This is a genomic window from Tardiphaga sp. 841_E9_N1_2, from assembly GCF_051811065.1.
Taxonomy (GTDB): domain Bacteria; phylum Pseudomonadota; class Alphaproteobacteria; order Rhizobiales; family Xanthobacteraceae; genus Tardiphaga; species Tardiphaga robiniae.
On record NZ_JBPWQC010000001.1, the window covers coordinates 760,892 to 782,770 of the forward strand.

At 62.7% G+C, this 21,879-nt stretch carries 19 protein-coding genes; 16 read left to right on the forward strand and 3 right to left on the reverse strand.

Annotation, left to right across the window (positions count from 1 at the left end; translation table 11 throughout):
* Positions 1 to 2 precede the first annotated feature (2 nt).
* Together AB8A50_RS03350 and AB8A50_RS03355 are read right to left on the reverse strand one after the other, a co-directional pair.
* Entirely contained in the window at positions 3 to 737 is a 735-nt protein-coding gene (locus AB8A50_RS03350; RefSeq protein WP_092151326.1) for an SDR family oxidoreductase, read from the reverse strand.
* Between the two features lie 201 nt (positions 738 to 938).
* Positions 939 to 2,780, reverse strand: coding sequence for an IlvD/Edd family dehydratase (locus tag AB8A50_RS03355; RefSeq protein ID WP_439079912.1), 1,842 nt, complete (start codon positions 2,778 to 2,780; stop codon positions 939 to 941).
* Between the two features lie 250 nt (positions 2,781 to 3,030).
* On the opposite strand from AB8A50_RS03355, the gene AB8A50_RS03360 reads away from it, so the two are divergent.
* The 15 genes from AB8A50_RS03360 to AB8A50_RS03430 all read left to right on the forward strand — a co-directional run bounded on the left by AB8A50_RS03360 (position 3,031) and on the right by AB8A50_RS03430 (position 19,815).
* Positions 3,031 to 4,098 carry an ABC transporter ATP-binding protein gene (locus tag AB8A50_RS03360; RefSeq protein ID WP_092151322.1) on the forward strand — a complete coding sequence of 356 codons (1,068 nt, stop codon included), beginning with the start codon at positions 3,031 to 3,033 and terminating at the stop codon, positions 4,096 to 4,098.
* 73 nt (positions 4,099 to 4,171) lie between these two features.
* The gene (locus AB8A50_RS03365; RefSeq protein ID WP_175367345.1) at positions 4,172 to 5,497 is read left to right on the forward strand and encodes an ABC transporter substrate-binding protein; all 1,326 of its coding nucleotides are present in this window, start codon (positions 4,172 to 4,174) and stop codon (positions 5,495 to 5,497) included.
* A gap of 98 nt (positions 5,498 to 5,595) precedes the next feature.
* Positions 5,596 to 6,009, forward strand: coding sequence for a RidA family protein (locus AB8A50_RS03370; RefSeq protein ID WP_439076838.1), 414 nt, complete (start codon positions 5,596 to 5,598; stop codon positions 6,007 to 6,009).
* Positions 6,010 to 6,079: 70 nt separating this feature from the next.
* The gene (locus AB8A50_RS03375; RefSeq protein WP_184515799.1) at positions 6,080 to 7,039 is read left to right on the forward strand and encodes a carbohydrate ABC transporter permease; all 960 of its coding nucleotides are present in this window, start codon (positions 6,080 to 6,082) and stop codon (positions 7,037 to 7,039) included.
* Positions 7,032 to 7,949 carry a carbohydrate ABC transporter permease gene (locus tag AB8A50_RS03380; protein ID WP_089267203.1) on the forward strand — a complete coding sequence of 306 codons (918 nt, stop codon included), beginning with the start codon at positions 7,032 to 7,034 and terminating at the stop codon, positions 7,947 to 7,949. Before AB8A50_RS03375 ends, AB8A50_RS03380 begins: the two co-directional genes overlap by 8 nt.
* 166 nt (positions 7,950 to 8,115) lie before the next feature.
* On the forward strand, positions 8,116 to 9,102 hold the full coding sequence (gene denD / locus AB8A50_RS03385; protein WP_439076840.1) for a D-erythronate dehydrogenase: 987 nt from the start codon (positions 8,116 to 8,118) through the stop codon (positions 9,100 to 9,102).
* A gap of 7 nt (positions 9,103 to 9,109) precedes the next feature.
* On the forward strand, positions 9,110 to 10,033 hold the full coding sequence (locus tag AB8A50_RS03390) for a sugar kinase (RefSeq protein WP_439076842.1): 924 nt from the start codon (positions 9,110 to 9,112) through the stop codon (positions 10,031 to 10,033).
* Between the two features lie 13 nt (positions 10,034 to 10,046).
* On the forward strand, positions 10,047 to 10,709 hold the full coding sequence (gene eda, locus AB8A50_RS03395) for a bifunctional 4-hydroxy-2-oxoglutarate aldolase/2-dehydro-3-deoxy-phosphogluconate aldolase (protein ID WP_089267206.1): 663 nt from the start codon (positions 10,047 to 10,049) through the stop codon (positions 10,707 to 10,709).
* 49 nt (positions 10,710 to 10,758) lie between these two features.
* Positions 10,759 to 11,928, forward strand: coding sequence for an acetyl-CoA acetyltransferase (locus AB8A50_RS03400; protein ID WP_439076844.1), 1,170 nt, complete (start codon positions 10,759 to 10,761; stop codon positions 11,926 to 11,928).
* A gap of 29 nt (positions 11,929 to 11,957) precedes the next feature.
* Positions 11,958 to 13,511, forward strand: coding sequence for a class I adenylate-forming enzyme family protein (locus AB8A50_RS03405; RefSeq protein WP_439076846.1), 1,554 nt, complete (start codon positions 11,958 to 11,960; stop codon positions 13,509 to 13,511).
* Between the two features lie 146 nt (positions 13,512 to 13,657).
* The gene (locus AB8A50_RS03410; protein WP_439058132.1) at positions 13,658 to 14,881 is read left to right on the forward strand and encodes a CaiB/BaiF CoA transferase family protein; all 1,224 of its coding nucleotides are present in this window, start codon (positions 13,658 to 13,660) and stop codon (positions 14,879 to 14,881) included.
* Positions 14,882 to 14,884: 3 nt separating this feature from the next.
* Entirely contained in the window at positions 14,885 to 16,051 is a 1,167-nt protein-coding gene (locus tag AB8A50_RS03415) for an acyl-CoA dehydrogenase family protein (RefSeq protein WP_120291106.1), read from the forward strand.
* Positions 16,052 to 16,238: 187 nt separating this feature from the next.
* Entirely contained in the window at positions 16,239 to 17,375 is a 1,137-nt protein-coding gene (locus AB8A50_RS03420; RefSeq protein WP_439076848.1) for a thiolase family protein, read from the forward strand.
* Complete coding sequence (locus AB8A50_RS03425; protein ID WP_439076850.1) at positions 17,372 to 17,740, forward strand: Zn-ribbon domain-containing OB-fold protein; 369 nt, start codon at positions 17,372 to 17,374, stop codon at positions 17,738 to 17,740. The genes AB8A50_RS03420 and AB8A50_RS03425 overlap by 4 nt, the downstream gene beginning before the upstream one ends.
* Positions 17,737 to 19,815, forward strand: a complete 2,079-nt coding sequence (locus AB8A50_RS03430) for an acetate--CoA ligase family protein (protein WP_439076852.1) — start codon at positions 17,737 to 17,739, stop codon at positions 19,813 to 19,815. Before AB8A50_RS03425 ends, AB8A50_RS03430 begins: the two co-directional genes overlap by 4 nt.
* A 55-nt stretch (positions 19,816 to 19,870) precedes the next feature.
* Here AB8A50_RS03430 and AB8A50_RS03435 read toward each other — a convergent pair whose 3' ends face one another.
* Positions 19,871 to 20,734: a LysR substrate-binding domain-containing protein gene (locus AB8A50_RS03435; RefSeq protein WP_439076854.1), complete on the reverse strand. Its 864-nt coding sequence runs from the start codon at positions 20,732 to 20,734 to the stop codon at positions 19,871 to 19,873.
* Positions 20,735 to 20,832: 98 nt separating this feature from the next.
* Between AB8A50_RS03435 and AB8A50_RS03440 the strand changes: the two genes are divergently transcribed.
* Positions 20,833 to 21,849, forward strand: a complete 1,017-nt coding sequence (locus AB8A50_RS03440) for a bile acid:sodium symporter family protein (RefSeq protein WP_439076856.1) — start codon at positions 20,833 to 20,835, stop codon at positions 21,847 to 21,849.
* Positions 21,850 to 21,879 lie beyond the last annotated feature (30 nt).

Genomic DNA, 21,879 nt, shown 5'->3' on the forward strand with positions numbered 1-21,879 from the left:
GGTTACAGCGTCCAGCCGCCGTCGATGATGTGTGCGACGCCCGTGGTGAAGGCGCTCTCGTCGCTGGCGAGATAGACAGCGAGGGATGCGATTTCCTCGGCGGTCCCGAGGCGGCCCATCGGCTGCCGGCTCACGAACAGCTCGCGGCCATTCGGGCCTGCGGCTGCTGCGCGGTCGAGCATCGATGGCGTTTCGATCGTGCCAGGGCAGATCGCGTTGCAGCGAATGCCTTTGGTGATGTAGTCGACGGCCACGGCACGGGTGAGGGCGGCGACGGCGGCTTTGGTTGCGCCATAGACGTAGCGGTTCGGCGCTGCCTTGAAGACGCCGGCGGCGGAGGAAATGTTGACGATCGACCCGCTGCCGCGCGCGAGCATGCCGGGCAGGAACGCGCGGATGGTCCGGTGCATCGATTTGACGTTGAGGTCGAACGAGAAATCCCAGTCGGAATCGGAGCATTCCAGTGCTGCGCCGTGATGCACGAAGCCGGCGGCATTGAGCAGGATATCGACATCGCCGACTTTCTTGGCCATCGCTTCGACCGCAGCGGTGTCGCGCACGTCGAGCCGCGCGGTCTCCGCCACGCCGTCCTTGGTCAGCAGCGCGACGCCCTTGTCGTCGATATCGGTGGCGATGACGGTGGCGCCTTCGCGGGCGAAGGCCAGTGCGCAGGCCCGGCCGATGCCGACGGCACCGGCGGTGACGAAGGCGCGCTTGCCTTTCAGGCGGTCAGACATGTGAATTCTCCCTGAGGTCGTTATGTTCTTGCTTGTTCGTTTAAGCGCGAATGGTCCGCCCCCTCGCCCCGCACGTGCGGGGAGAGGGTTGGGGAGAGGGGGGCATCCGCAGGCTCGGAGCCCAAGAAAGTCCCTCTCCCTGACCCTCTCCCGCAAGCGGGAGAGGGGACATTTCATGCGAGCTTCGTTGCCGTCGAAACGTCAGTGATTATGCCGTGCCGTCCCGACCGTGCCCGCGATATCGCGATAGCGCGTTGCCAGTTCGAGGCATGCGCCGGTGGCCTGCTGGCCGACGGTGTTGCGATAGAGCTCCTGCCATGGTGTCTGGTTGGCCGGATATTTGAAGCCGCCACTGGCCATCAGTTCAGTGCGTCGCTTGCTGAACTCCTCGTCGGAGATCAGGATATTCGCGCTGCCCTTGTTGAGATCGATGCGCACCTTGTCGCCGGTCCGGAGGATCGCAAGCCCGCCATTGGCTGCCGCTTCAGGCGTAGCATTGAGGATCGAGGGCGAGCCGGATGTGCCCGACTGCCGGCCATCGCCGATGCAGGGTAGCGATAGAATGCCGCGTTTGATCAGCGCCGCCGGCGGCTGCATGTTCACGACTTCCGCGCCGCCGGGATAGCCGATCGGCCCGGTGCCGCGCACGAACAGGATGCAGTGCTCATCGATATCGAGCGAGGCATCGTCGATGCGGTCGTGATAGTCCTCCGGCCCCTCGAACACGATGGCGCGGCCTTCGAACGCGTTGGGATCCTTCGGATTGATCAGATAGCGATCACGGAATTCCTTGGAGATCACCGAGGTCTTCATGATCGCGGAATCGAACAGATTGCCGCGCAGCACAAGGAAGCCGGCATCGGCGACCAGCGGCTTGTCATAGGACCAGATGACGTCGTTGTCCGGCTTGGGCGAGGCGGCGCAGTTCTCGCCCATAGTCTTGCCGTTCACGGTGATGACGTCCTCGTGGATGCGCTTGTGCTTTATCAGCTCGCGCACCACCGAGGGCACACCACCGGCGCGGTGATATTCCTCGCCGAGATAGAAGCCGGCCGGCTGCATATTGACCAGCAGCGGTACGTCGTGGCCGAACTTCTGCCAGTCGTCGATATCGAGTTCGACGCCGATATGGCGTGCGAGTGCGTTGATATGGATCGGCGCATTGGTCGAGCCGCCGATGGCCGAATTGACCACGATGCAGTTCTCGAATGCCTTGCGAGTCAGGATGTCCGACGGCTTGAGGTCTTCCCACACCATGTCGACGATGCGCTGGCCTGTTTCATAGGCAATCTGGCCGCGCTCGCGATAGGGAGCAGGGATGGCAGCGCAGCCGGGCAGTGACATGCCCAATGCCTCAGCCAACGAATTCATCGTCGAGGCCGTACCCATCGTGTTGCAATGGCCGACCGATGGCGCGGAGGACGCCACCAGCGTCATGAATTCTTCGTAGTCGATCTCGCCTGCTGCCAGCCGCTCACGCGATTTCCACACCACGGTGCCGGAGCCGGTGCGCTGGCCTTCGTGCCAGCCATTCAGCATCGGTCCGCCCGACAGGACAATGGCGGGCAAATTCACGGTAGCCGCTGCCATCAGGCAGGCCGGCGTTGTCTTGTCGCAACCGGTGGTCAGGACGACGCCATCGAGCGGATAACCGAACAGGATTTCCACAAGGCCGAGATAAGCCAGGTTGCGATCAAGCGCCGCAGTCGGCCGCTTCCCGGTCTCCTGAATCGGATGTACCGGGAATTCCATCACCAGCCCACCGGCGGCGGTAATGCCTTCGCGCACGCGCTTGGCAAGTTCGAGATGATGGCGATTGCAGGGCGACAGGTCGTTGCCGGTCTGCGCAATGCCGATGATCGGCTTGCCGGACTGCAATTCGTGACGTGTCAGGCCGTAGTTCAGATAGCGCTCAAGATAGAGTGCAGTCATTCCGGGATTGTGGGGATCGTTGAACCATTCGCTCGAACGAAGTTTGCGCTTGGCTGCCTTTGCAGGCGAGGTCCCCGCGTTTGGCGTGGACGAAGTCGGCTTGGTCATCATTTCTCCCGCAGCGCACACTTTATATCCTGGTGCGTCGTCTCTTTTGATTGGTCGCGAATGTTTGCATGCCCAAGCCTGCTTCGCAATATTTGGGCCGCTTCGCAACGTTTGCATCTGCGAAGTTTTTCTACGACTATGATCCAACGACACACCGCCGAAAAAGCTGGTAGGATGTCAGACAAGTAAGAACAGGCGGCCCCGGCAATCGGAGGGCGCTGTCTCGGAAATGGGACATTTGGGAGGGAAATGTATGGCGTCCGTGCAGATTCACGACGTGCGTAAGTCTTTTGGTGGTTTTGAGGTTCTCCACGGCGTATCGGTCCCCATCGAGGATGGCCAATTCGTGGTTCTGGTTGGGCCATCCGGCTGCGGAAAATCCACATTGCTGCGCATGTTGGCAGGCTTGGAGAAGATCACGTCCGGCACGATTTCGATCGGCGACCGCGTGGTCAATGATGTCCAGCCGAAAGAGCGCGACATCGCCATGGTGTTCCAGAACTATGCGCTTTATCCGCATATGACGGTTGCCCAGAATATGGGCTTTTCGCTCAAGCTGCGCGGTGCCGACAAGAGCGAGATTGATCAGAAGGTCAATCGCGCCGCCGATATTCTCGATTTGAGGCGCTTGCTCGATCGCTTTCCCCGACAGTTGTCGGGCGGTCAGCGCCAGCGCGTTGCCATGGGCCGCGCCATCGTGCGCGATCCGCAGGTCTTCCTGTTCGATGAGCCGCTGTCGAATCTCGATGCCAAGCTGCGTGTCGCCATGCGTGCCGAGATCAAGGAGCTGCATCAGCGCCTGAAGACGACGACGGTCTATGTGACCCATGACCAGATCGAAGCCATGACCATGGCGGACAAGATCGTGGTGATGCAGGACGGTATCGTCGAGCAGATGGGCGCACCGTTGGAACTCTACGATCATCCCGAGAACAAGTTCGTTGCCGGCTTCATCGGTTCGCCTGCGATGAATTTTCTCGAAGGCACGCTGAAGGTGAACGGTGGCCAGCCCTGGGTCGAGACCGCCAATGGCGCGAAGCTGCCGATCACGGCGGCGCCGGCTGCAGCCAACGACAAGTCGGTGACTTACGGCATTCGTCCCGAGCATCTCGAATTCGCCGATGACGGTATCGAGGCCGAGGTTGTGGTGGTCGAGCCGATGGGGTCGGAGACCCAAGTGGTCGCACGCATCGGCACCCAGGACATTATCGCGATCTTCCGTGATCGCCGTCCGGTCGCGCCGGGCGACAAGATCCATCTCAGGCCGCGCGCGAATTCGGCGCATCTGTTCGACAAGGAGACTGGCAAGCGCGTGAACTGACGCGCTTTTGCACAACATCAACTTTAAAACATTGGTCGATCAACGAACCAATATTACAGGGAGAAGACGAAAGATGACTGGATTTACACCGGATCGCCGATCTCTGCTCAAGGGCGGCGCGATCACGCTTGCTGCTGCGGCGACCATGTCCGCGGATCAATTGCTGGGCTACGCAAAAGCCTGGGCGCAGGCCTCGCAGTGGAAGCCGGAAGCCGGCGCCAAGATCAACCTGCTGCGCTGGAAGCGCTTCGTCGAAGCCGAAGACGTGGCCTTCATGAAGATCGTCGACGCCTTCCAGAAGGCGACCGGCGTCACCATCACCGTCTCCAACGAATCCTATGACGACATTCAGCCAAAGGCTTCGGTCGCGGCGAATACCGGGCAGGGCCTCGACATGGTCTGGGGCCTGTACTCCCTGCCGTTCCTGTTCCCGACCAAGTGCATGGACGTCTCCGACGTCGCCGACTATCTCGGCAAGAAGAACGGCGGCTGGGCCGAGTCCGGCAAGCAGTACGGCATGCATAACGGCAAGTGGATCGGCGTTCCGGTCGCTGCGACCGGCGGTCTGGTGAACTACCGCGTCGCTGCTGCGGAAAAGGCCGGGCACAAGACGTTCCCGAATGATCTCGGCGGCTTCCAGGATCTGTTCAAGGGCATGAACAAGAACGGCACCCCAGGCGGCATGGCGCTGGGCCACGCTTCGGGCGATGCCAATGGCTGGGTGCACTGGGCGCTGTGGGCCCATGGCGGCAAGCTGATCGACAAGGACAACAAGGTCACGATCAATTCTCCGGAGACCGCGAAGTCACTGGAATACGTCAAGTCGCTCTACGATAACTTCATTCCCGGCACCGCATCCTGGAACGACTCGTCGAACAACAAGGCATTCCTGGCCGGCCAGCTGCATCTGACCACCAATGGCATCTCGGTCTATGTGACCGCGAAGAAGGAAGCCCCGGCGATTGCCGAAGACATGAACCACGCGCATTTGCCCGTCGGTCTGGACGGCAAGCGGCGTGAGCTCCATCTCGGTTTCCCGATCCTGATCTTCTCCTTCACCAAGTTCCCGCAGGCTTGCAAGGCGTTCACCGCCTTCATGATGGAGCCCGAGCAGTTCAATCCGTGGGTCGAGTCAGCCCAGGGCTATCTGTCGCCGTTCCAGCTTGCTTTCGAGAAGAATCCGATCTGGACCGCCGATCCGAAGAACACGCCATATCGCGACGTGGCTTCGACGGCAACGACCCCGGCGGGCGAAGCGCAGATGAGCGAGAATGCGGCGGCGGCGATCGCCGACTTCGTGGTCGTCGACATGTACGCCAATTACTGCACGGGCCGTGAGGACGTGAAGACCGCGATGTCGTCTGCCGAGCGCGCGGCGAAGCGCATCTTCCGCGCCTAAGGACGACCTTGCCGGCGCGGAGCGACCCGCGCCGGCAACTCTCCGGAACAGCCGTGAATCTCGTTTCACAAAAGGCTGCCTGAACGATGGGAATGGGAATGCCAGAGACCGACTACAAGACAGTTCTCCCGGAAGGCTGGGCGCGGCCGCGCGGTTTCGCGCATGCAGTGGTGGCCGGCGGTACGCGGAGCGTCCGCATCTCCGGACAGCTCGGCAAGCAGAACGGGCAGGGCGAGGTCGCCGAGGGATCCGACTTCGGGACGCAGTGGCGCTACGCAATGGAGAATCTCGTCACCGTGCTGAAGGCGGCGGGCGGCGAACCCAAGCAACTCGTGATGCTGCGCGCCTATGTCACCGACATCAACGCATTCAAGACGTCCGGCGCCGCCATTGGCGAAGCCTGGGGCGCGACGCTCGGCAAGCATTTTCCAGCAATGACACTGGTTCAGGTTTCCGCCCTGATCGATCCGCACGCACGTGTCGAGATCGAGGGCGAAGCGATCCTGCCGTAACCGGATCATGACGCATGACTGACTGCACGACATCAGACCGAAGCCGACATCCGACTGGAGCTATCTTGCAATGACCACGATCCAGACATCGATGCCGGGGGCAGGGAAAGTGATCCCCAGATCCTCGGCCTGGGACCGGCTGCGGATCAACCGCAACTGGCTCGCACTGTGGTTCATGTTGCCGGCCGCGGCATTCCTGCTGCTGTTTCTCGCTTATCCGCTGTTCCTCGGCGTCTGGATGAGCTTCACCGATGATCGCATCGGCCGCGGCGGCGTGTTTGTCGGACTAGAGAACTACGAGTGGCTGAAGGACGACAGCATCTTCTGGCTCTCGGTGTTTAATACGCTGCTCTATACGATCGTCGCCAGCGCCATCAAATTCGCCGTCGGCCTCTATCTGGCGCTGCTGCTCAACCGCCACATGCCGTTCAAGGCGCTGATCCGCGCGGCGGTGCTGATCCCGTTCATCGTGCCAACGGTGCTCTCGGCCATCGCTTTCTGGTGGATCTACGACTCGCAGTTTTCGATCATCTCGTGGTCGCTGATCAAAATGGGCCTGATCGACCACAACATCAATTTCCTGGGTGACAGCTCCTGGGCCCGCGCCAGCGTGATCTTCGCCAATATCTGGCGCGGCGTGCCGTTCGTGGCGATCACGCTACTGGCTGGTCTGCAGACCGTGTCGCCGTCGCTCTATGAAGCGGCGACGCTGGATGGCGCCACGTCGTGGCAGCGCTTCCGCTTCATCACCTATCCGCTGCTGACGCCGATCATCGCCGTGGTCATGACCTTCTCGGTGCTGTTTACGTTTACCGACTTCCAGCTGATCTGGGCGCTGACTCGCGGCGGTCCGGTGAATGCAACGCATCTGATGGCGACGCTGAGCTATCAGCGCGGCATTCTTTCGGGTCGGCTCGGCGAGGGCGCAGCCATCGCCACCGCCATGATCCCGTTCCTCCTGGCAGCCATCGCCATTTCCTGGTTCGGCATGCAACGCCGCAAGTGGCAGCAAGGCACTGACAATGACTGATCACGCCGTCGATCACCGTACTGCCGTCGCGCCGACCGTCGAGAAAGACGATCACAGTGAGGGCATGGCCTATCTGGAGTCGCTGCCGAGGCGCATCGTCACGCTCTACATTCCGTTGTTCATCATCGTGGTGATCCTGCTGTTCCCGTTCTACTGGATGGCGCTGACCTCGATCAAACCCGACGAGCAACTGATCGACATGGAGCGGTTCAATCCGTTCTGGGTGATCAAGCCGACCTTCAAGCACATTCAAAAGCTGCTGTTCGAAACCAACTATCCGCAGTGGCTGTGGAATACGATGTATGTGGCAGCGGCTTCGACATTTTTGTCGATCGTTGCCAGTGTGCTCGCCGCCTATGCCATCGTGCGGCTGCGCTTCCGTGGTGCCGAGACGGTCGGGGCGCTGATCTTCATGGCCTATCTGGTGCCGCCGTCGATCCTGTTCATCCCGCTGGCCTCGGTCATCCAGGCCTATGGCCTGTTCGACTCGCCGCTGTCGCTGATCCTGGTCTATCCGACGCTGCTGATCCCGTTCTCGACCTGGCTGCTGATGGGCTATTTCAAGACCATCCCGTTCGAGCTCGAGGAATGCGCCCTCATCGACGGCGCCTCGCGCTGGCAGATCCTGGTGAAGATCATCATTCCGCTGGCGGTGCCCGGCCTGATCTCGGCCTTCATCTTCTCGTTCACGCTGTGCTGGAACGAGTTCATCTATGCGCTGACCTTCCTGCAATCGACCCAGAACAAGACTGTGCCGGTGGCCATCGTCAATGAATTCGTCGATGGCGACATCTACAAATGGGGCTCGCTGATGGCCGGCGCGCTGGTTGGCTCGTTGCCACTGGTGATCCTGTATGCGTTCTTCGTCGAGCACTACGTATCGGCGATGACAGGCGCGGTGAAGGAGTAGGCGGCTTACCCAATGTACCGCCCTCATCCTGAGGGGCGGTCGTCTTCGACCGCGTCTCGAAGCATGGTCGTGTAGTCTCATTCATGGTTCGAGACGGCGCCAAAGAGGCGCCTCCTCACCATGAGGGCCAGAGTTGAACCCAAGAACAACAAGAAGGAGTTTTCCCTTGCACATCCTCATCCTCGGCGCCGCCGGCATGGTTGGCCGCAAGCTCACAGAGAAACTGGTTCGCGACGGCCGTCTCGGCAATCGCGACATCACCCGCATGACGCTGCAGGACGTAGTCGCGCCGGCAAAGCCTGCAGGCGCATCGATCCCGATCGAACTGGTGACGTCGGACTTCGCCGACCCCAAGACGGCTGCGCCGCTGGTCGCCCACAAGCCGGAGGTGATCTTCCATCTCGCCGCCATCGTGTCGGGGGAGGCGGAGGCCGATTTCGACAAGGGGTATCGCATCAATCTCGACGGCACCCGCTACCTGATTGATGCTATCCGCGCCATCGGCGGTGGTTACAAGCCGCGGCTGGTCTTCACCTCGTCCATCGCGGTGTTCGGCGCGCCGTTCCCCGACAAGATCGGTGACGAATTCATTCACACGCCGCTGACCTCCTATGGCACCCAGAAGTCGATCTGCGAAATGCTGATCGCCGACTACACCCGCAAGGGTTTCCTGGACGGCATCGGCATCCGCCTGCCGACGATCTGCGTCCGTCCGGGCGCACCGAACAAGGCCGCCTCCGGTTTCTTCTCTAACATCATCCGCGAACCGCTGGCCGGCAAGGACGCCGTCCTGCCGGTGTCCGAGGATGTCCGCCACTGGCACGCGTCGCCGCGCTCTGCCGTGGGCTTCCTCGTCCACGCCGGCACCATGGATCTTCAGGCCATGGGCCCGCGGCGTAATCTCAGCATGCCCGGCATGTCGGTGACGGTCGGCGAGCAGATCGCCGCGCTGGAGCGCGTCGCCGGCAAGAACGTCGTCGGGCGCATTAAGCGCGAGACCGATCCGGTCATCACTGGCATCGTGTCGGGCTGGCCGCGCGATTTTGACACCGCGCGCGCGCTGAAGCTCGGCTTCACCACGGCCGAGAAAACCTTCGACGACATCATCCGCATCCATATCGAGGATGAACTCGGCGGCAAGTTCGTCGATTGAGGCCACCATGCGGATCGCCAGCATCGGCGAATGCATGATCGAGCTGCGTCAGATGCCGGGTGGGCACCTGACGCGGTCCTTTGGCGGCGACACGCTGAACACTGCGGTCTACTTCGCCCGGCTTGGCGCGGAGGTCGATTACGTCACAGCGCTCGGTGACGATCCGCTCAGCGACGAGATGATTGCCGGCTGGCAGGCCGAGGGCGTTGGCACCGAGCGTGTGATGCGCCTTAAGGGCAAGCTACCCGGCCTCTATATGATCGAGACCAATGAGGCGGGCGAGCGCCGCTTCTATCACTGGCGCGATGCCTCGGCGGTGCGAGGCTTGATGAGCCTGCCGGAAACCGATGCGCTGCTGGCAGCACTCGCGGACTATGATCTGATCTATCTCTCGGCCATCACGCTGTCGCTGTTCGACATCGCCGGCCGCGGCCGCCTGATTGCGGCGCTTCAACAAGCGCGCGGCGCAGGCGTCCGCGTCGCCTTTGATACAAATTTCCGCGCCCGCGGCTGGCCCGATCTCGATCTGGCGCGCGCCGCGTTTCAGGATTCTTTTGCGGTCTCCGATATCGTGCTGGCCTCGGTCGAGGACTTGTTGCCGCTCTATCCCGGCGAGGCCGAGGACAAGCTGCTGTCGCGCATTGAAGCCGATGAAGTGGTGCTCAAGCTCGATAGCCCCGCGAGCATCATACGGCATCACGGCCAGTCGCGGCGTGTCGAGGCCAGCCCTGTCAGTGGTGCGGTGATCGATACCACCGCCGCCGGCGACAGTTTTGCCGCTGCCTATCTGCATGCACGTCTGAGCGGCGCTCAGCCCGTCGCCGCGGCACAGGCAGGTCACTATCTCGCCGGCACTGTCGTCTGCCATCCCGGTGCGATCATCCCGCGCGCGGCGATGCCCGATATGATCGTGTTCGACACCCCCTCATGAGAGGACCATCCGCATGAACAAGCCTCTCGATATCGGTCAGCGTCAGGATCATCTGCGAAAGCTGCTGAAGGCAGCATTCGTTGTTCCTGTGCTCACGATCGAACGTGTTGCCGACGCCGTACCGCTTGCGCGGGCGCTGGTTGCCGGCGGTATCCGCACGCTGGAGATCACCTTGCGCACCGATGCCGCGGTGGAGGCGGCGAAGGCCGTGATCGCCGAAGTGCCGGAGGCCATTGTCGGCATCGGCACGGTGCTCACGCCGGCGGATTTCCAGAAGGCATATGCCATCGGAGCGCGCTTCACGGTCAGTCCCGGCGCGACGCGCGAATTGCTGGACATCGCAGCGTCCAGCGATCTGCAATTTCTGCCGGGCGTCGCCTCGGCCTCGGAACTGATGCAGGCGCGAGAACGCGGTTTTGATGTGCTCAAGTTCTTCCCCGCGGAACAAGCCGGTGGCATCGCGATGCTGCGCGCCTGGGCGGGACCGTTTCCGGATGTCAGATTTTGTCCGACGGGCGGGATCGGCGAGGCCAATGCGGCGAGCTGGCTCAGCGAGCCGATGGTTCTGGCGGTGGGCGGGTCCTGGATCTGTCCGTCGTCAATGGTACGTTCCGGCGATTGGGCAGGCATAACGGCCATGTGCGCGCGGACCATGAAATCCCTGCAAGCGCCATGAAGCCGGGCTATAACGAGCTCAATATTTGAAATCGATCAGGGAGACGACCATGACTGCCAGCATTGTTGGTTGGGCGCATATGCCGTTCGGAAAATTCGACGCCGAGACTGTCGAGAGCATGGTGGTCCGCGTCGCGACCGAAGCCATGGCCGATGCGGGCATCTCCGCATCTGACGTCGATGAAATCGTGCTCGGTCATTTCAACGCCGGCTTCTCGCCGCAGGACTTTACCGCGTCGCTGGTGCTGCAGGCCGATCCGGCACTGCGCTTCAAGCCCGCCACGCGCGTCGAGAATGCTTGCGCCACTGGTTCGGCCGCCGTGCATCAGGGCATCAAGTCGATCGCCGCCGGCGCTGCTAAAATTGTTCTCGTGGTCGGTGTCGAACAGATGACCCGCACGCCCGGACCTGAAATCGGCAAGAACCTGCTGCGTGCTTCTTACTTGCCGGAAGACGGCGAGACGCCCGCAGGCTTCGCCGGCGTGTTCGGCGGGATCGCGCAAAAATACTTCCAGAAATACGGCGACCAGTCCGATGCGCTGGCGATGATCGCCGCCAAGAACCACGCCAATGGCGTCCACAATCCCTATGCGCAGATGCGCAAGGATGTCGGCTTCGAATTTTGTCGCTCCGAAAGCGACAAGAACCCGTTCGTCGCCGGCCCCTTGAAGCGCACAGACTGCTCGCTGGTGTCTGACGGCGCCGCGGCCTTGGTGCTGACGGATTCCGAGACCGCCAAGGCCATGGGCAAGGCGGTCAACATCAAGGCCACCGGCCATGCGCAGGATTTCCTGCCGATGTCGAAGCGCGACATCCTTCAATTCGAGGGCTGCACCGTGGCCTGGCAGCAGGCGCTGAAGACCGCCGGCGTCGAGATCGGCGATCTCTCTTTCGTCGAAACCCATGACTGCTTCACCGTCGCCGAGCTGATCGAATACGAAGCCATGGGCCTGACGCCGCGCGGGCAGGGTGCGCGCGCCATCAAGGAAGGCTGGACCCAGAAGGACGGCAAGCTGCCGATCAATCCGTCCGGTGGTCTCAAGGCCAAGGGTCACCCCATCGGCGCCACCGGCGTGTCGATGCATGTGCTGAGCGCGATGCAATTGCTGGGTCAGGCACCCGAGGGCATGCAGATCAAGAATGCCAAGCTGGCCGGCATCTTCAATATGGGCGGCGCCGCAGTGGCGAACTATGTCTCGATCCTCGAGCCCGCAAAGTAACGCGCGGGCGACGCCGAGAAAAACGTACAATGAATGTCGCACAATGGCTGGCGTCGTCGGCGCGTCTGCATCCGCAGGCGCCGGCGCTGCTGACCGGCACCACGGTCCAGGCTGACTACAAAACCTTTGCGCGCCGCGCCGCGGCCATCGGTGCTGGCCTCGTACGCGATTACGGCATTCAGCCCGGCGACCGCGTCGCGCTGTTCATGTCGAATGCCACGCAATATCTCGAATGCATGTATGCGGTGTGGTGGATCGGCGCTGTCGTGATCCCCATCAATGCCAAGCTGCATGGCCGCGAGGCGGCATGGATCTGCGACAATGCTGGCGCGAGGCTGGCCTTCGTCGACGACGACAGCCGTGGCGTGCTTGTTCAGGTCGAGGAAGACCTGCCGACCTCGATGCAGATGCTGTCCATCGACAGCGAGACCTATCGCGAATTGCAGCATGGCGAGCCGGCCCGGATGGTACCGCTGTCCCGTGAAGACAACGATCTCGCCTGGCTGTTCTACACCTCCGGCACCACCGGCCGGCCCAAAGGTGTGATGCTCAGTCACGGCAATCTGGTGGCCATGTCCATGTGCTATCTCGCCGATGTGGATCAGGTCCATCAGGAAGACGCGATCCTCTATGCCGCGCCGATCTCGCATGGCGCTGGGCTCTATAATTTTATCCATGTCCGCATGGCCGCGCGCCACGTCGTGCCGGAGAGCCAGGGCTTCGAGCCCGACGAAGTGCTCGATCTCGGCAAGCAACTCGGCGATGTCGCGATGTTCACGGCGCCCACCATGGTGCGCCGTCTGGTCGATGCGGCGAAGAAGCGTGGCGAGAGCGGCGAGGGCATCCGCACCATCGTCTATGGCGGAGGGCCGATGTATCTGGCCGACATTCGCGACGCCATCGCGACCATGGGGCAGCGCTTCGTGCAGATCTACGGCCAGGGTGAATCGCCGATGACGATCACTTCGCTGCCGCGCGCCTTCCACGCCGATACCGACCACCCGCGCTATCTCGAACGCCTCGCTTCTGTCGGCCCGGCGCAGAGCGTAATGTCGGTGCGGATCACCGATGCCGATGGCAAGCCTTTGCCTACAGGCGAGACCGGCGAGGTCGAGGCCAAGGGGCCGGCTGTGATGCTCGGCTACTGGAACAACGACAAGGCCAATGCCGAGACATTGAAGGACGGATGGCTGCGCACAGGCGATGTCGGCCGACTCGACGACGACGGTTTTCTCACGCTGTCCGACCGCTCCAAGGACGTCATCATTTCCGGCGGTACCAATATCTATCCGCGCGAGGTCGAGGAGGCGCTGCTGACGCATCCCGCCGTGCGGGAAGTGTCGGCGATCGGCGTGCCCGAGCCGGACTGGGGCGAGGTTGTCGTCGCCTGTGTGGTGCTGGAGCCCGGCGTGTCGGCCGACGATGCGGCACTCGACGCGCATTGCCTCGCCAATATCGCCCGTTTCAAGCGCCCCAAGCGCTACGTCTATCTGGATGCGCTGCCGAAGAACAATTACGGCAAGGTGCTCAAGACCGAGCTGCGGGAGATGATGCGCGCTTCGGCACCGGCGGGGGCCGGCTAGTCGTTACCACTTTGACGCGTACCGGCATCCCACGCATACGGCCCCGCGTCTGGCGCCCTTGCGCCCGCCGAACGCCTCCCGCTAAGACGAAGGCAATAGCGGCGCGGATCAGCGCCTGACCACACGCTTTTCGGGAGCAAACGGCTTTGACGGGACCACTTCACGGGATCAGGATCATCGATATGACTTCGGTGATGATGGGGCCTTATTGCACCCAGACGCTGGGTGACTACGGCGCCGATGTGATCAAGGTGGAGTCGCCCGATGGCGACGTGGTTCGGTCAATCGGACCGATGCGCAATCCCGGCATGGGCCCGATTTTCCTGAATACCAATCGCAGCAAGCGCTGCGTCTGCATCGACCTCAAGAAGGAAGAGGGCCGCGCGGCGCTGCTCAAGCTGGTCGAGACCGCCGACGTGCTGGTCTACAATGTCCGCCCAGCGGCGATGGCGCGGCTCAATCTCGGCTATGACGTCATGGCCAAGATCAATCCGCGCCTGATCTATGCCGGTGTGTTCGGCTTCAGTCAGGCCGGGCCCTATGCTGCGAAACCCGCTTATGACGACCTGATCCAGGGCGCCACCGCGCTACCCGCATTGAATGCGCGCATCAGCAGCGACGGCGTGCCGCGCTATGTGCCCAATGCGCTGGTCGACCGTATCGTCGGGCTCACGGCGCTTGGCGCCATTCTCGCCAGCGTCGTGCATCGCGACAAGACCGGCGAGGGCCAGCGCGTCGACATCCCGATGTTCGAGACCATGGCGAGCTTCATGATGGGCGACCACATGGGCGGCCTCACTTACGATCCGCCGCTCGACAAGGGCGGCTACGGCCGTCACCTGTCGCCGGATCGCCGGCCGTATCAGACGTCGGACGGCTATATCTGTGCGATGGTCTATAACGACAAGCAGTGGAAGAGCTTTCTCAAGCATGTCGGCCGCGAGGAACTGTTCGACGATCCGCGCTTCGCGACCTTCCCGCAGCGCATCCAGCATATCGATACGGTGAATGCCGAACTGTCGCGCATCTTCAAGACCAGGACGACGGCGGAATGGGCGAAGCTGCTCGATGACGCCGACGTGCCGTCGACCCCGATGCACACGCTCGAAAGCATGATGCAGGATCCGCATATGCTGGCGACCGACTTCTTCCAGCAGGTCGAGCATCCGACCGAAGGCGCGATCCGCAGCATGAAGGTGTCGGCGACCTGGTCGAAGACTCCGGTCAATCCGACGCGCCTTGCCTCGCATCTGGGCGAGCAGAATGCCGAGGTGCTGGCCGAGGTCGGCTATACGGCCGAGCAGATCGAGAAAATGCACAAGGATGGCGTGCTCCGACAGGCCGCTATCCCAGATACGTCGGAGCTGTAACGCATGGATTTCGCCCTCGACGCCAACCAGGAATCCATCCGCGACGCCATCGAGAAGATCTGTGCGCGTTTCGACGATGCCTACTGGCTGAAGAAGGACAAGGAGGGCGGTTTCCCCATCGACTTCCACAAGGCGATGGCAGATGCCGGCTGGCTCGGCATCTGTATTCCCGAGGAATATGGCGGCTCGGGCTTGGGGATCACCGAGGCTGCGATCATGATGCGGGCGATTTCGGAATCCGGCGCCGGCATGTCGGGTGCGTCAGCCGTGCATATGAATGTGTTCGGCCTCAATCCGGTGGTGGTGTTTGGCACGCCCGAACAGTGCGCGCGCATGCTCCCGCCCATCGTGGACGGCACCGAGAAATCCTGCTTCGCGGTGACCGAGCCCAATACCGGCCTCAACACCACGCAGCTCAAGACCCGCGCCGTGCGCAAGGGCGATCGCTACATCGTCAATGGTCAGAAGGTCTGGATCTCCACCGCGCAGGTCGCCGAGAAGATCCTGCTGCTGGCGCGCACCACGCCGCTGGAAGACGTGAAGAGTCCCACGCATGGGCTCAGCCTGTTCTATACGGATCTCGACCGCTCCAAGATCGCCGTGCACGAGATCGAAAAGCTCGGCCGCAAGGCCGTCGACTCCAACGAGCTGTTCATTGCCGATTTCGAGATTCCGCTGGAGGATCGCATCGGCGAGGAGGGCCACGGTTTCGAGTATATCCTGCACGGCATGAACCCCGAGCGCATCCTGATCGCGGCGGAAGCCGTCGGGCTCGGCAAGGCTGCACTGAGGAAGGCGGCCGACTACGCCAAGGTGCGCAACGTGTTCAACCGCCCGATCGGCCAGAACCAGGCGATCCAGCATCCCCTCGCCAAGAACTGGATGGAGCTTGAAGCCGCCTGGCTGATGGTGCTGTCGGCCGGCTGGCAATATGACCAGGGACTGCCCTGTGGCCCCGCCGCGAATTCGGCGAAGTATCTCGCGGGCGAGGCTGGCTATCACGCCTGCGAACAGGCGGTCATGACCCATGGCGGCTTTGGCTACGCCAAGGAATATCATGTCGAGCGTTATCTCAGGGAGTCGCTGATCCCACGCATCGCCCCGATCAGCCGCGAACTGATCCTGAGCTTCATCGCCGAAAAGGCGCTCGGTTTGCCGAAGTCGTATTGATGATGACGATAGTGGTCGCGTCGCAATACCGGCCTCTCGATTCCCTCCCCCCTTGCGGGGGAGGGTCAGGCAGGGGGGTAACCACAGGCGACGTCATCCGCGGCTACCCCCGCCCCCGACCCGTCGCCGCCTTGCGAAGCTTCGCTTCGCTTGGGGGGAGGGGCGCACTGCTGCCGGAGTGTTTGTCATGAGCTACATCACCGGCGTCGGTCTGCTTCCCTACGGCAAGCACGAGGGCTCATCGACCATTGACCTGATGAGCCGCGCTGCCGAGCTCGCGCTCGCCGATGCCGGCCTCAAGCGTGCCGACATCGACGGCTTCCTGTGCGGCTATTCCACCACCATGCCGCATATCATGCTCGCCACCGTGTTTGCCGAGCATTTCGGCATCACGCCGTCCTATGCCCATGCGATCCAGGTCGGCGGCGCCACCGGCATGGCGATGGCCATGCTGGCGCATCAGCTCGTCGAGGGCGGCGTCGCCAGACATGTGCTCGTGGTCGGCGGCGAGAACCGGCTCACCGGCCAGAGCCGCGACGCCTCGATCCAGGCGCTGGCGCAGGTCGGTCATCCCACCTATGAAGTGCCGCTCGGCCCGACCATCCCGGCCTATTACGGCCTCGTCGCCAACCGCTACATGCATGAATACGGCGTGACGCAGGAAGACCTTGCCGAATTCGCCGTGCTGATGCGCCAGCACGCGATGACCCATCCCGGCGCGCAGTTTCACGACCCGATCAACGTTGCCGACGTGATGGCCTCGAAGACCATCGCGACACCGCTGAAGCTGCTCGACTGCTGCCCGGTGTCCGATGGCGGCGCGGCCTTCGTTGTCAGCTATGAGCCGACCAGCCCAACGAAAATCCGCGTGCGCGGCGCTGCGCAGGCGCATACCCACCAGCACATCACCGCCGCGCCGGCGCTGTCCGAACTCGGCGCCGAGATCGCCATCGCGCGCGCGAAGAAGGCGACGGGCATCGAAATCTCTGACGTCCGCTATGCCGCGGTCTATGACAGCTTCACCATCACACTGGCGATGCTGCTGGAAGATCTCGGTCTCGCCGGCCGCGGCGAGGCCGCGGCGCAAGTGCGTGCTGGCCATTTCAGCCAGCACGGCGCGATGCCACTCAACACCCATGGCGGTCTTCTGAGCTACGGTCATTGCGGCGTCGGTGGCGCCATGGCGCATCTCGTCGAAACACATCTGCAGATGACGGGCAGGGCCGAGAAACGCCAGGTCAAGGATGCCTCCGTCGCGCTGCTGCATGGCGACGGCGGCGTGCTCTCTTCTCACGTCAGCATGTTCTTGGAGCGCGTATCATGAGCGAGCTCAAGCCTGCCGCCGACTGGACCACCGGGACTGAAGCTATCGGCTATCAGTCCTGCCGCGCCTGCCAGTCGATCCAGTATTTCCGTCGCAGTTTTTGCGCCGCCTGCGGGTCGCCCGATCTCGACGACAAGCAAGCGAGCGGCGAGGGCACCGTCTATGCGACATCGCTCGTACTGCGCGCCGGGACGCCGGAAGCGCGCGAGCATGTGCCCTATAATATCCTGCTCATCGACACCGCCGAAGGCTTTCGCATGATGGCCCACGGCGCCAACGATCTCGTGATCGGCGACAAGGTAAAAGCCGGCTATCGGCGGTTCACCGGCCGCCTCGTACCGTTCTTCGAAAAGACTCCTCAATGAGCCGTCTGCGCTTCGCCCTCGATCCGAAATCCGTGGCCATCATCGGCGCCTCGGAAAATCCCAACAAAGTCGGCGGCCGTCCGGTCCACTATCTCCAGAAGTTCGGCTTCAAGGGCAAGATCTACCCGATCAATCCGTCGCGCACCGAGATCCAGGGCGAGAAGTGCTACAAGAGCCTCGCCGATCTGCCGGAAGCGCCGGAGATGGTGATTGTCGCCGTCGCCGGCGACAATGCCATCGGTGCCGTCGAGGATTGCGCCAAGGCCGGCGTCAAGATCGCACTGGTGATGGCCTCGGGCTTCGGCGAGGTCGATGCGATCGCCGGCAAGGCGAGTGAGCGCCGCATGGTCGAGATCGCGCATAAGCACGGCATGCGTATCGTTGGCCCGAATACACAGGGCCTCGCCAATTTCGGCACCGGCGCCATCGCGTCCTTCTCCACCATGTTCATGGAATTCGAGCGCGTTGAAGGCCATGTCGCCATGCTCAGCCAGAGCGGCGCGCTGTCCACGGTGCCGGTCGGCTTCCTCAATCCGCGCGGCATCGGCGTCCGCCACAGCCACGCCACCGGCAATGACTCGGACATCACCGTCGGCGAACTCGCCATCGCGGTGGCCGAGGATCCGGAAGTGAAGCTGATGCTGCTCTATCTCGAGGGCATTCCGGAGAAGAAGTATCTGGAGGAACTCTCCGAAGTCGCGCTCCATCGCAACCTGCCGATTATCGCGCTGAAATCCGGTCGCACCGATGCCGGCAAGGCGGCGGCGCAGTCGCATACCGGCGCGCTCGCCAATGAAGACCGCGTCGTCGACGCCTTCCTCGAACATCACGGCATCTGGCGTGCGCCGGATATGCGCGGTCTCGTCGAGGCCACTGAGCTCTACCTAAAAGGCTGGAAGCCGCAGGGCCGCCGGCTCGTTGCGATCAGCAATTCCGGCGCGGTCTGCGTCATGACCGCGGATGCTGCTTCGACCGTCGGCATGCCGATGGCGAAGCTGGCACCCGAGACCGACACGAAGCTGAAGGGCATGCTGCCGAGCTTCGCGACCACGACCAACCCGATCGATCTCACCGCGGCGCTGCTGTCGAACAGCCGGCTGTTCGGCGACATCCTGCCGGTGATCGCCGAAGATCCTGCGGCCGATGCTTTTGTCATTGGCGTGCCCGTGGCGGGCCCGGGCTACGACGTCCCGGCCTTCGCGCGCGACAGCGCCGCTTTCGCTGAGCAGACCGGCAAGCCGCTGGTGGTCGCCGCGACGCAGCCCAGCGTCGCCAAGGAGTTCCAGGCGCAGGGCGTCTCGGTATTCCCGACCGAGGTCGAGGCGGTCACCGCGCTGAATCAATATGTGTCGCATCATGAGCTGATGGCGCGCGTGAAGGCGCGCAAGCGTGGTCCGTCGTCCGCATTGATCTCGGCCGACAAGACCGTGATGCTGAATGAAGCCGACAGCCTCGCTCTGCTGGCATCGCGCGGCATCCCGGTGGTGCCATATCGGCTCGTGCATTCCCGCGCCGAAGCCGAGGCGGCATTCGATGCCATAGGCGGCAAAGTGGTGGTGAAGGGCTGCTCGGCCGACATCGCCCACAAGTCGGAACTTGGACTGGTCAAGCTCGGCGTCGCCTCGCGCGAGGCGGTTGGTGAGGTCTATGCCGAGATGGAAGAGATCATCCGCAAGCACGGCTCGCGCTTCGACGGCGTCATCGTCGCCGCCATGACCGGCGGTCGCCGCGAGATCGTGATCGGCGCGCATCGCGATCCCGTCTTTGGCCCGGTGGTGATGGTGGGCGACGGCGGCAAATATGTCGAAGTGTTCAAGGACACCACACTGTTGCTGCCGCCATTCACCAGGGACGATGCCAAGCGTGCGCTGGCGAAGCTGCGCATCGCGCCGCTGTTCGAAGGCGTGCGCGGTGAGCCGCCGATGGATGTCGATGCGCTGGTCGATGCGATGATTCGGATCGGCGAGCTGATGGCAGATACGACCGCCAGGGTGATGAGCATCGACCTCAATCCGGTGATGCTGAACTCGGACGGCTGCGTCGTGGTGGACGCCGTGGTGTTCAAGGGGGAGTAACAAGAGCGCCGTCATGGCCGGGCTTGTCGCGGCCATCCACGTCTTGGCCGTCCCGTTAGCTCTGCCGATCGTGCGGACCGGCCCAGTTCATGATGGTCGCAGCGAGCGCTTCGACGGCAGGTGGCGGGTGGTCCGGTAAGATCACCGCGAACTGAATGTCGGGCAGTTTCGGAAGGCCTTCGCGAGACGGCAGGATCGTCAAACCGGGCGGCATTAAACGGACTGAATGCGGCAACAGGCCGATGCCGGCACGCGCCGCAGCGCTCAGGCCGGAGACGTTGGCGCTCGTGAATGCGATGCGCCATCGTCGCCCCGCCGCTTCGAGAGTTTCCAGCACGCCGACGCGCGTGATGCTGGGCGGCGGGTAGAGGATGAGCGGCAAGGGACTGTCGGGATCGAGCCGGAATTCGGGATGCGCCATCCATTCGATCGGCTCTTTCCAGGCAATCCTGCCCCGGCTGTCGCCGTCTCGCCGCTTCACCAGTGCGAGATCCAGTCGACCCGCATCGAATGACGTGCGCAGATCCTCGCTCAGTCCCGAATGCAGTTCGATATCAAGCTCCGGATGCCGGCGCGCGAAAGCGGCTAGCACGTTCGGCAACGCCGACAACACGAAATCTTCCGATGCGCCGAACCGCAACCGGCCGCGCAGCGGCGCAGCCGACAGATACTGCTGCAGATGGGCATAGCGTTCCAGGATCGAGCGCGCATAATCGAGCAGAACATCGCCATCCGGAGTGAGGCCCACCCGGTGGGTGCTGCGGTCGAACAACCGACGGCCGGTCTGCTCTTCCAGGCGCCGGATGTGCTGGCTGACGGTCGATTGTTGCAGGCCCAGCAAACGGGCCGCACCGGTGAAGCTTCCGGCATCGGTAACCGCGACGAAGCTTTGCAACAGGTCGACTGGCACGTAATCCATAGTCATCACGATACATGATGATTGATATCGTTGTTATGGGGATTTTGCATCAAGGCGGAAGAAATTAGATCTGGGCCATCAAACAGAGGCTCATCGCTATGATCACTCCAGCACGCCGCCATATCAAATTGCCGATCGATCAATTCCTGTTGTGGCTGACAGCAACAGTCGCGCTGGCTGCCGTCCTGCCCGCGCGCGGCGATGCCGCTGTCTATGTCGATCACACCGTCACCGCTGCTGTGGCGCTCCTCTTCCTGCTCTATGGCGCGCGCCTGTCGCCGACAGCCGTGAAGGAGGGCCTGCTGCATTGGCGGCTGCAGTCGATGGTGTTCTCCAGCACCTATCTTCTGTTTCCACTCGTCGGCGTCGCGGCGAGTCTCGCGCTGCGTCCGTATTTGCCGGCCGACCTCGCCACCGGTCTTCTCTTCATGTGTCTGCTGCCGTCCACCGTACAATCATCTATCGCCTTCACCGCGATCGCGCGCGGGAATGTCCCGGCGGCGCTGTGCAGCGCATCGGTCTCCAATCTTCTCGGCGTCGTGCTCACGCCGATCCTGGTTGCGCTGTTGCTGTCTTCGGCAGGCAGCGGATTCTCCATCGTGGCGTTTGAGGAGATTGCCGCGCAGATCGTCGCGCCCTTCGTGATCGGGCAGTTGATCCGCCCTTGGGTCGGTGCGTGGTTGCTCTCCCATTCGCGTCTCACCTCGGCGGTCGATCGCGGCTCCGTGCTGCTCATCGTCTACGCTGCCTTCAGCGCCGGCATGGTCGAGGGAATCTGGGGCCAGCTCTCGGTCGGCACTCTCGCAGCGGTTCTCGCCACCGATCTGGCGGTGCTCGCAGTTGTGATCGTCTCGACCATGCTGGCTAGCCGCTGGATGGGTTTCTCGACCGAGGACGAGATCGCCATTGTCTTCTGCGGATCAAAGAAGAGCATGGCCAGTGGCATTCCGATGGCTGCGATCCTGTTTCCGGGTCATGCCCTCGGCCTGATCGTGCTGCCGATCATGTTGTTTCACCAGGCTCAATTGTTCGTCTGCGCGATCCTTGCGCGGCGCTATGCGAGGTGCCGGGCTGAGCAGGATATCGAAGGCGAGGCCGCGATGCTGCCGACGTGAGGCATCGCTCGTTGGGTTGATGATGGCGCG

Coding starts and splice junctions, on each gene's coding strand:
- AB8A50_RS03415 (WP_120291106.1), top strand. CDS start 14,885: ATGGATTTCGCCCTCGACGCCAACCAGGAATCCATCCGCGACGCCATC.
- AB8A50_RS03350 (WP_092151326.1), bottom strand. CDS start 737: ATGTCTGACCGCCTGAAAGGCAAGCGCGCCTTCGTCACCGCCGGTGCC.
- AB8A50_RS03420 (WP_439076848.1), top strand. CDS start 16,239: ATGAGCTACATCACCGGCGTCGGTCTGCTTCCCTACGGCAAGCACGAG.
- AB8A50_RS03425 (WP_439076850.1), top strand. CDS start 17,372: ATGAGCGAGCTCAAGCCTGCCGCCGACTGGACCACCGGGACTGAAGCT.
- AB8A50_RS03400 (WP_439076844.1), top strand. CDS start 10,759: ATGACTGCCAGCATTGTTGGTTGGGCGCATATGCCGTTCGGAAAATTC.
- AB8A50_RS03370 (WP_439076838.1), top strand. CDS start 5,596: ATGCCAGAGACCGACTACAAGACAGTTCTCCCGGAAGGCTGGGCGCGG.
- eda (WP_089267206.1), top strand. CDS start 10,047: ATGAACAAGCCTCTCGATATCGGTCAGCGTCAGGATCATCTGCGAAAG.
- AB8A50_RS03430 (WP_439076852.1), top strand. CDS start 17,737: ATGAGCCGTCTGCGCTTCGCCCTCGATCCGAAATCCGTGGCCATCATC.
- AB8A50_RS03405 (WP_439076846.1), top strand. CDS start 11,958: ATGAATGTCGCACAATGGCTGGCGTCGTCGGCGCGTCTGCATCCGCAG.
- AB8A50_RS03440 (WP_439076856.1), top strand. CDS start 20,833: ATGATCACTCCAGCACGCCGCCATATCAAATTGCCGATCGATCAATTC.
- AB8A50_RS03380 (WP_089267203.1), top strand. CDS start 7,032: ATGACTGATCACGCCGTCGATCACCGTACTGCCGTCGCGCCGACCGTC.
- AB8A50_RS03435 (WP_439076854.1), bottom strand. CDS start 20,734: ATGGATTACGTGCCAGTCGACCTGTTGCAAAGCTTCGTCGCGGTTACC.
- AB8A50_RS03365 (WP_175367345.1), top strand. CDS start 4,172: ATGACTGGATTTACACCGGATCGCCGATCTCTGCTCAAGGGCGGCGCG.
- AB8A50_RS03390 (WP_439076842.1), top strand. CDS start 9,110: ATGCGGATCGCCAGCATCGGCGAATGCATGATCGAGCTGCGTCAGATG.
- AB8A50_RS03360 (WP_092151322.1), top strand. CDS start 3,031: ATGGCGTCCGTGCAGATTCACGACGTGCGTAAGTCTTTTGGTGGTTTT.
- AB8A50_RS03355 (WP_439079912.1), bottom strand. CDS start 2,780: ATGATGACCAAGCCGACTTCGTCCACGCCAAACGCGGGGACCTCGCCT.
- AB8A50_RS03375 (WP_184515799.1), top strand. CDS start 6,080: ATGACCACGATCCAGACATCGATGCCGGGGGCAGGGAAAGTGATCCCC.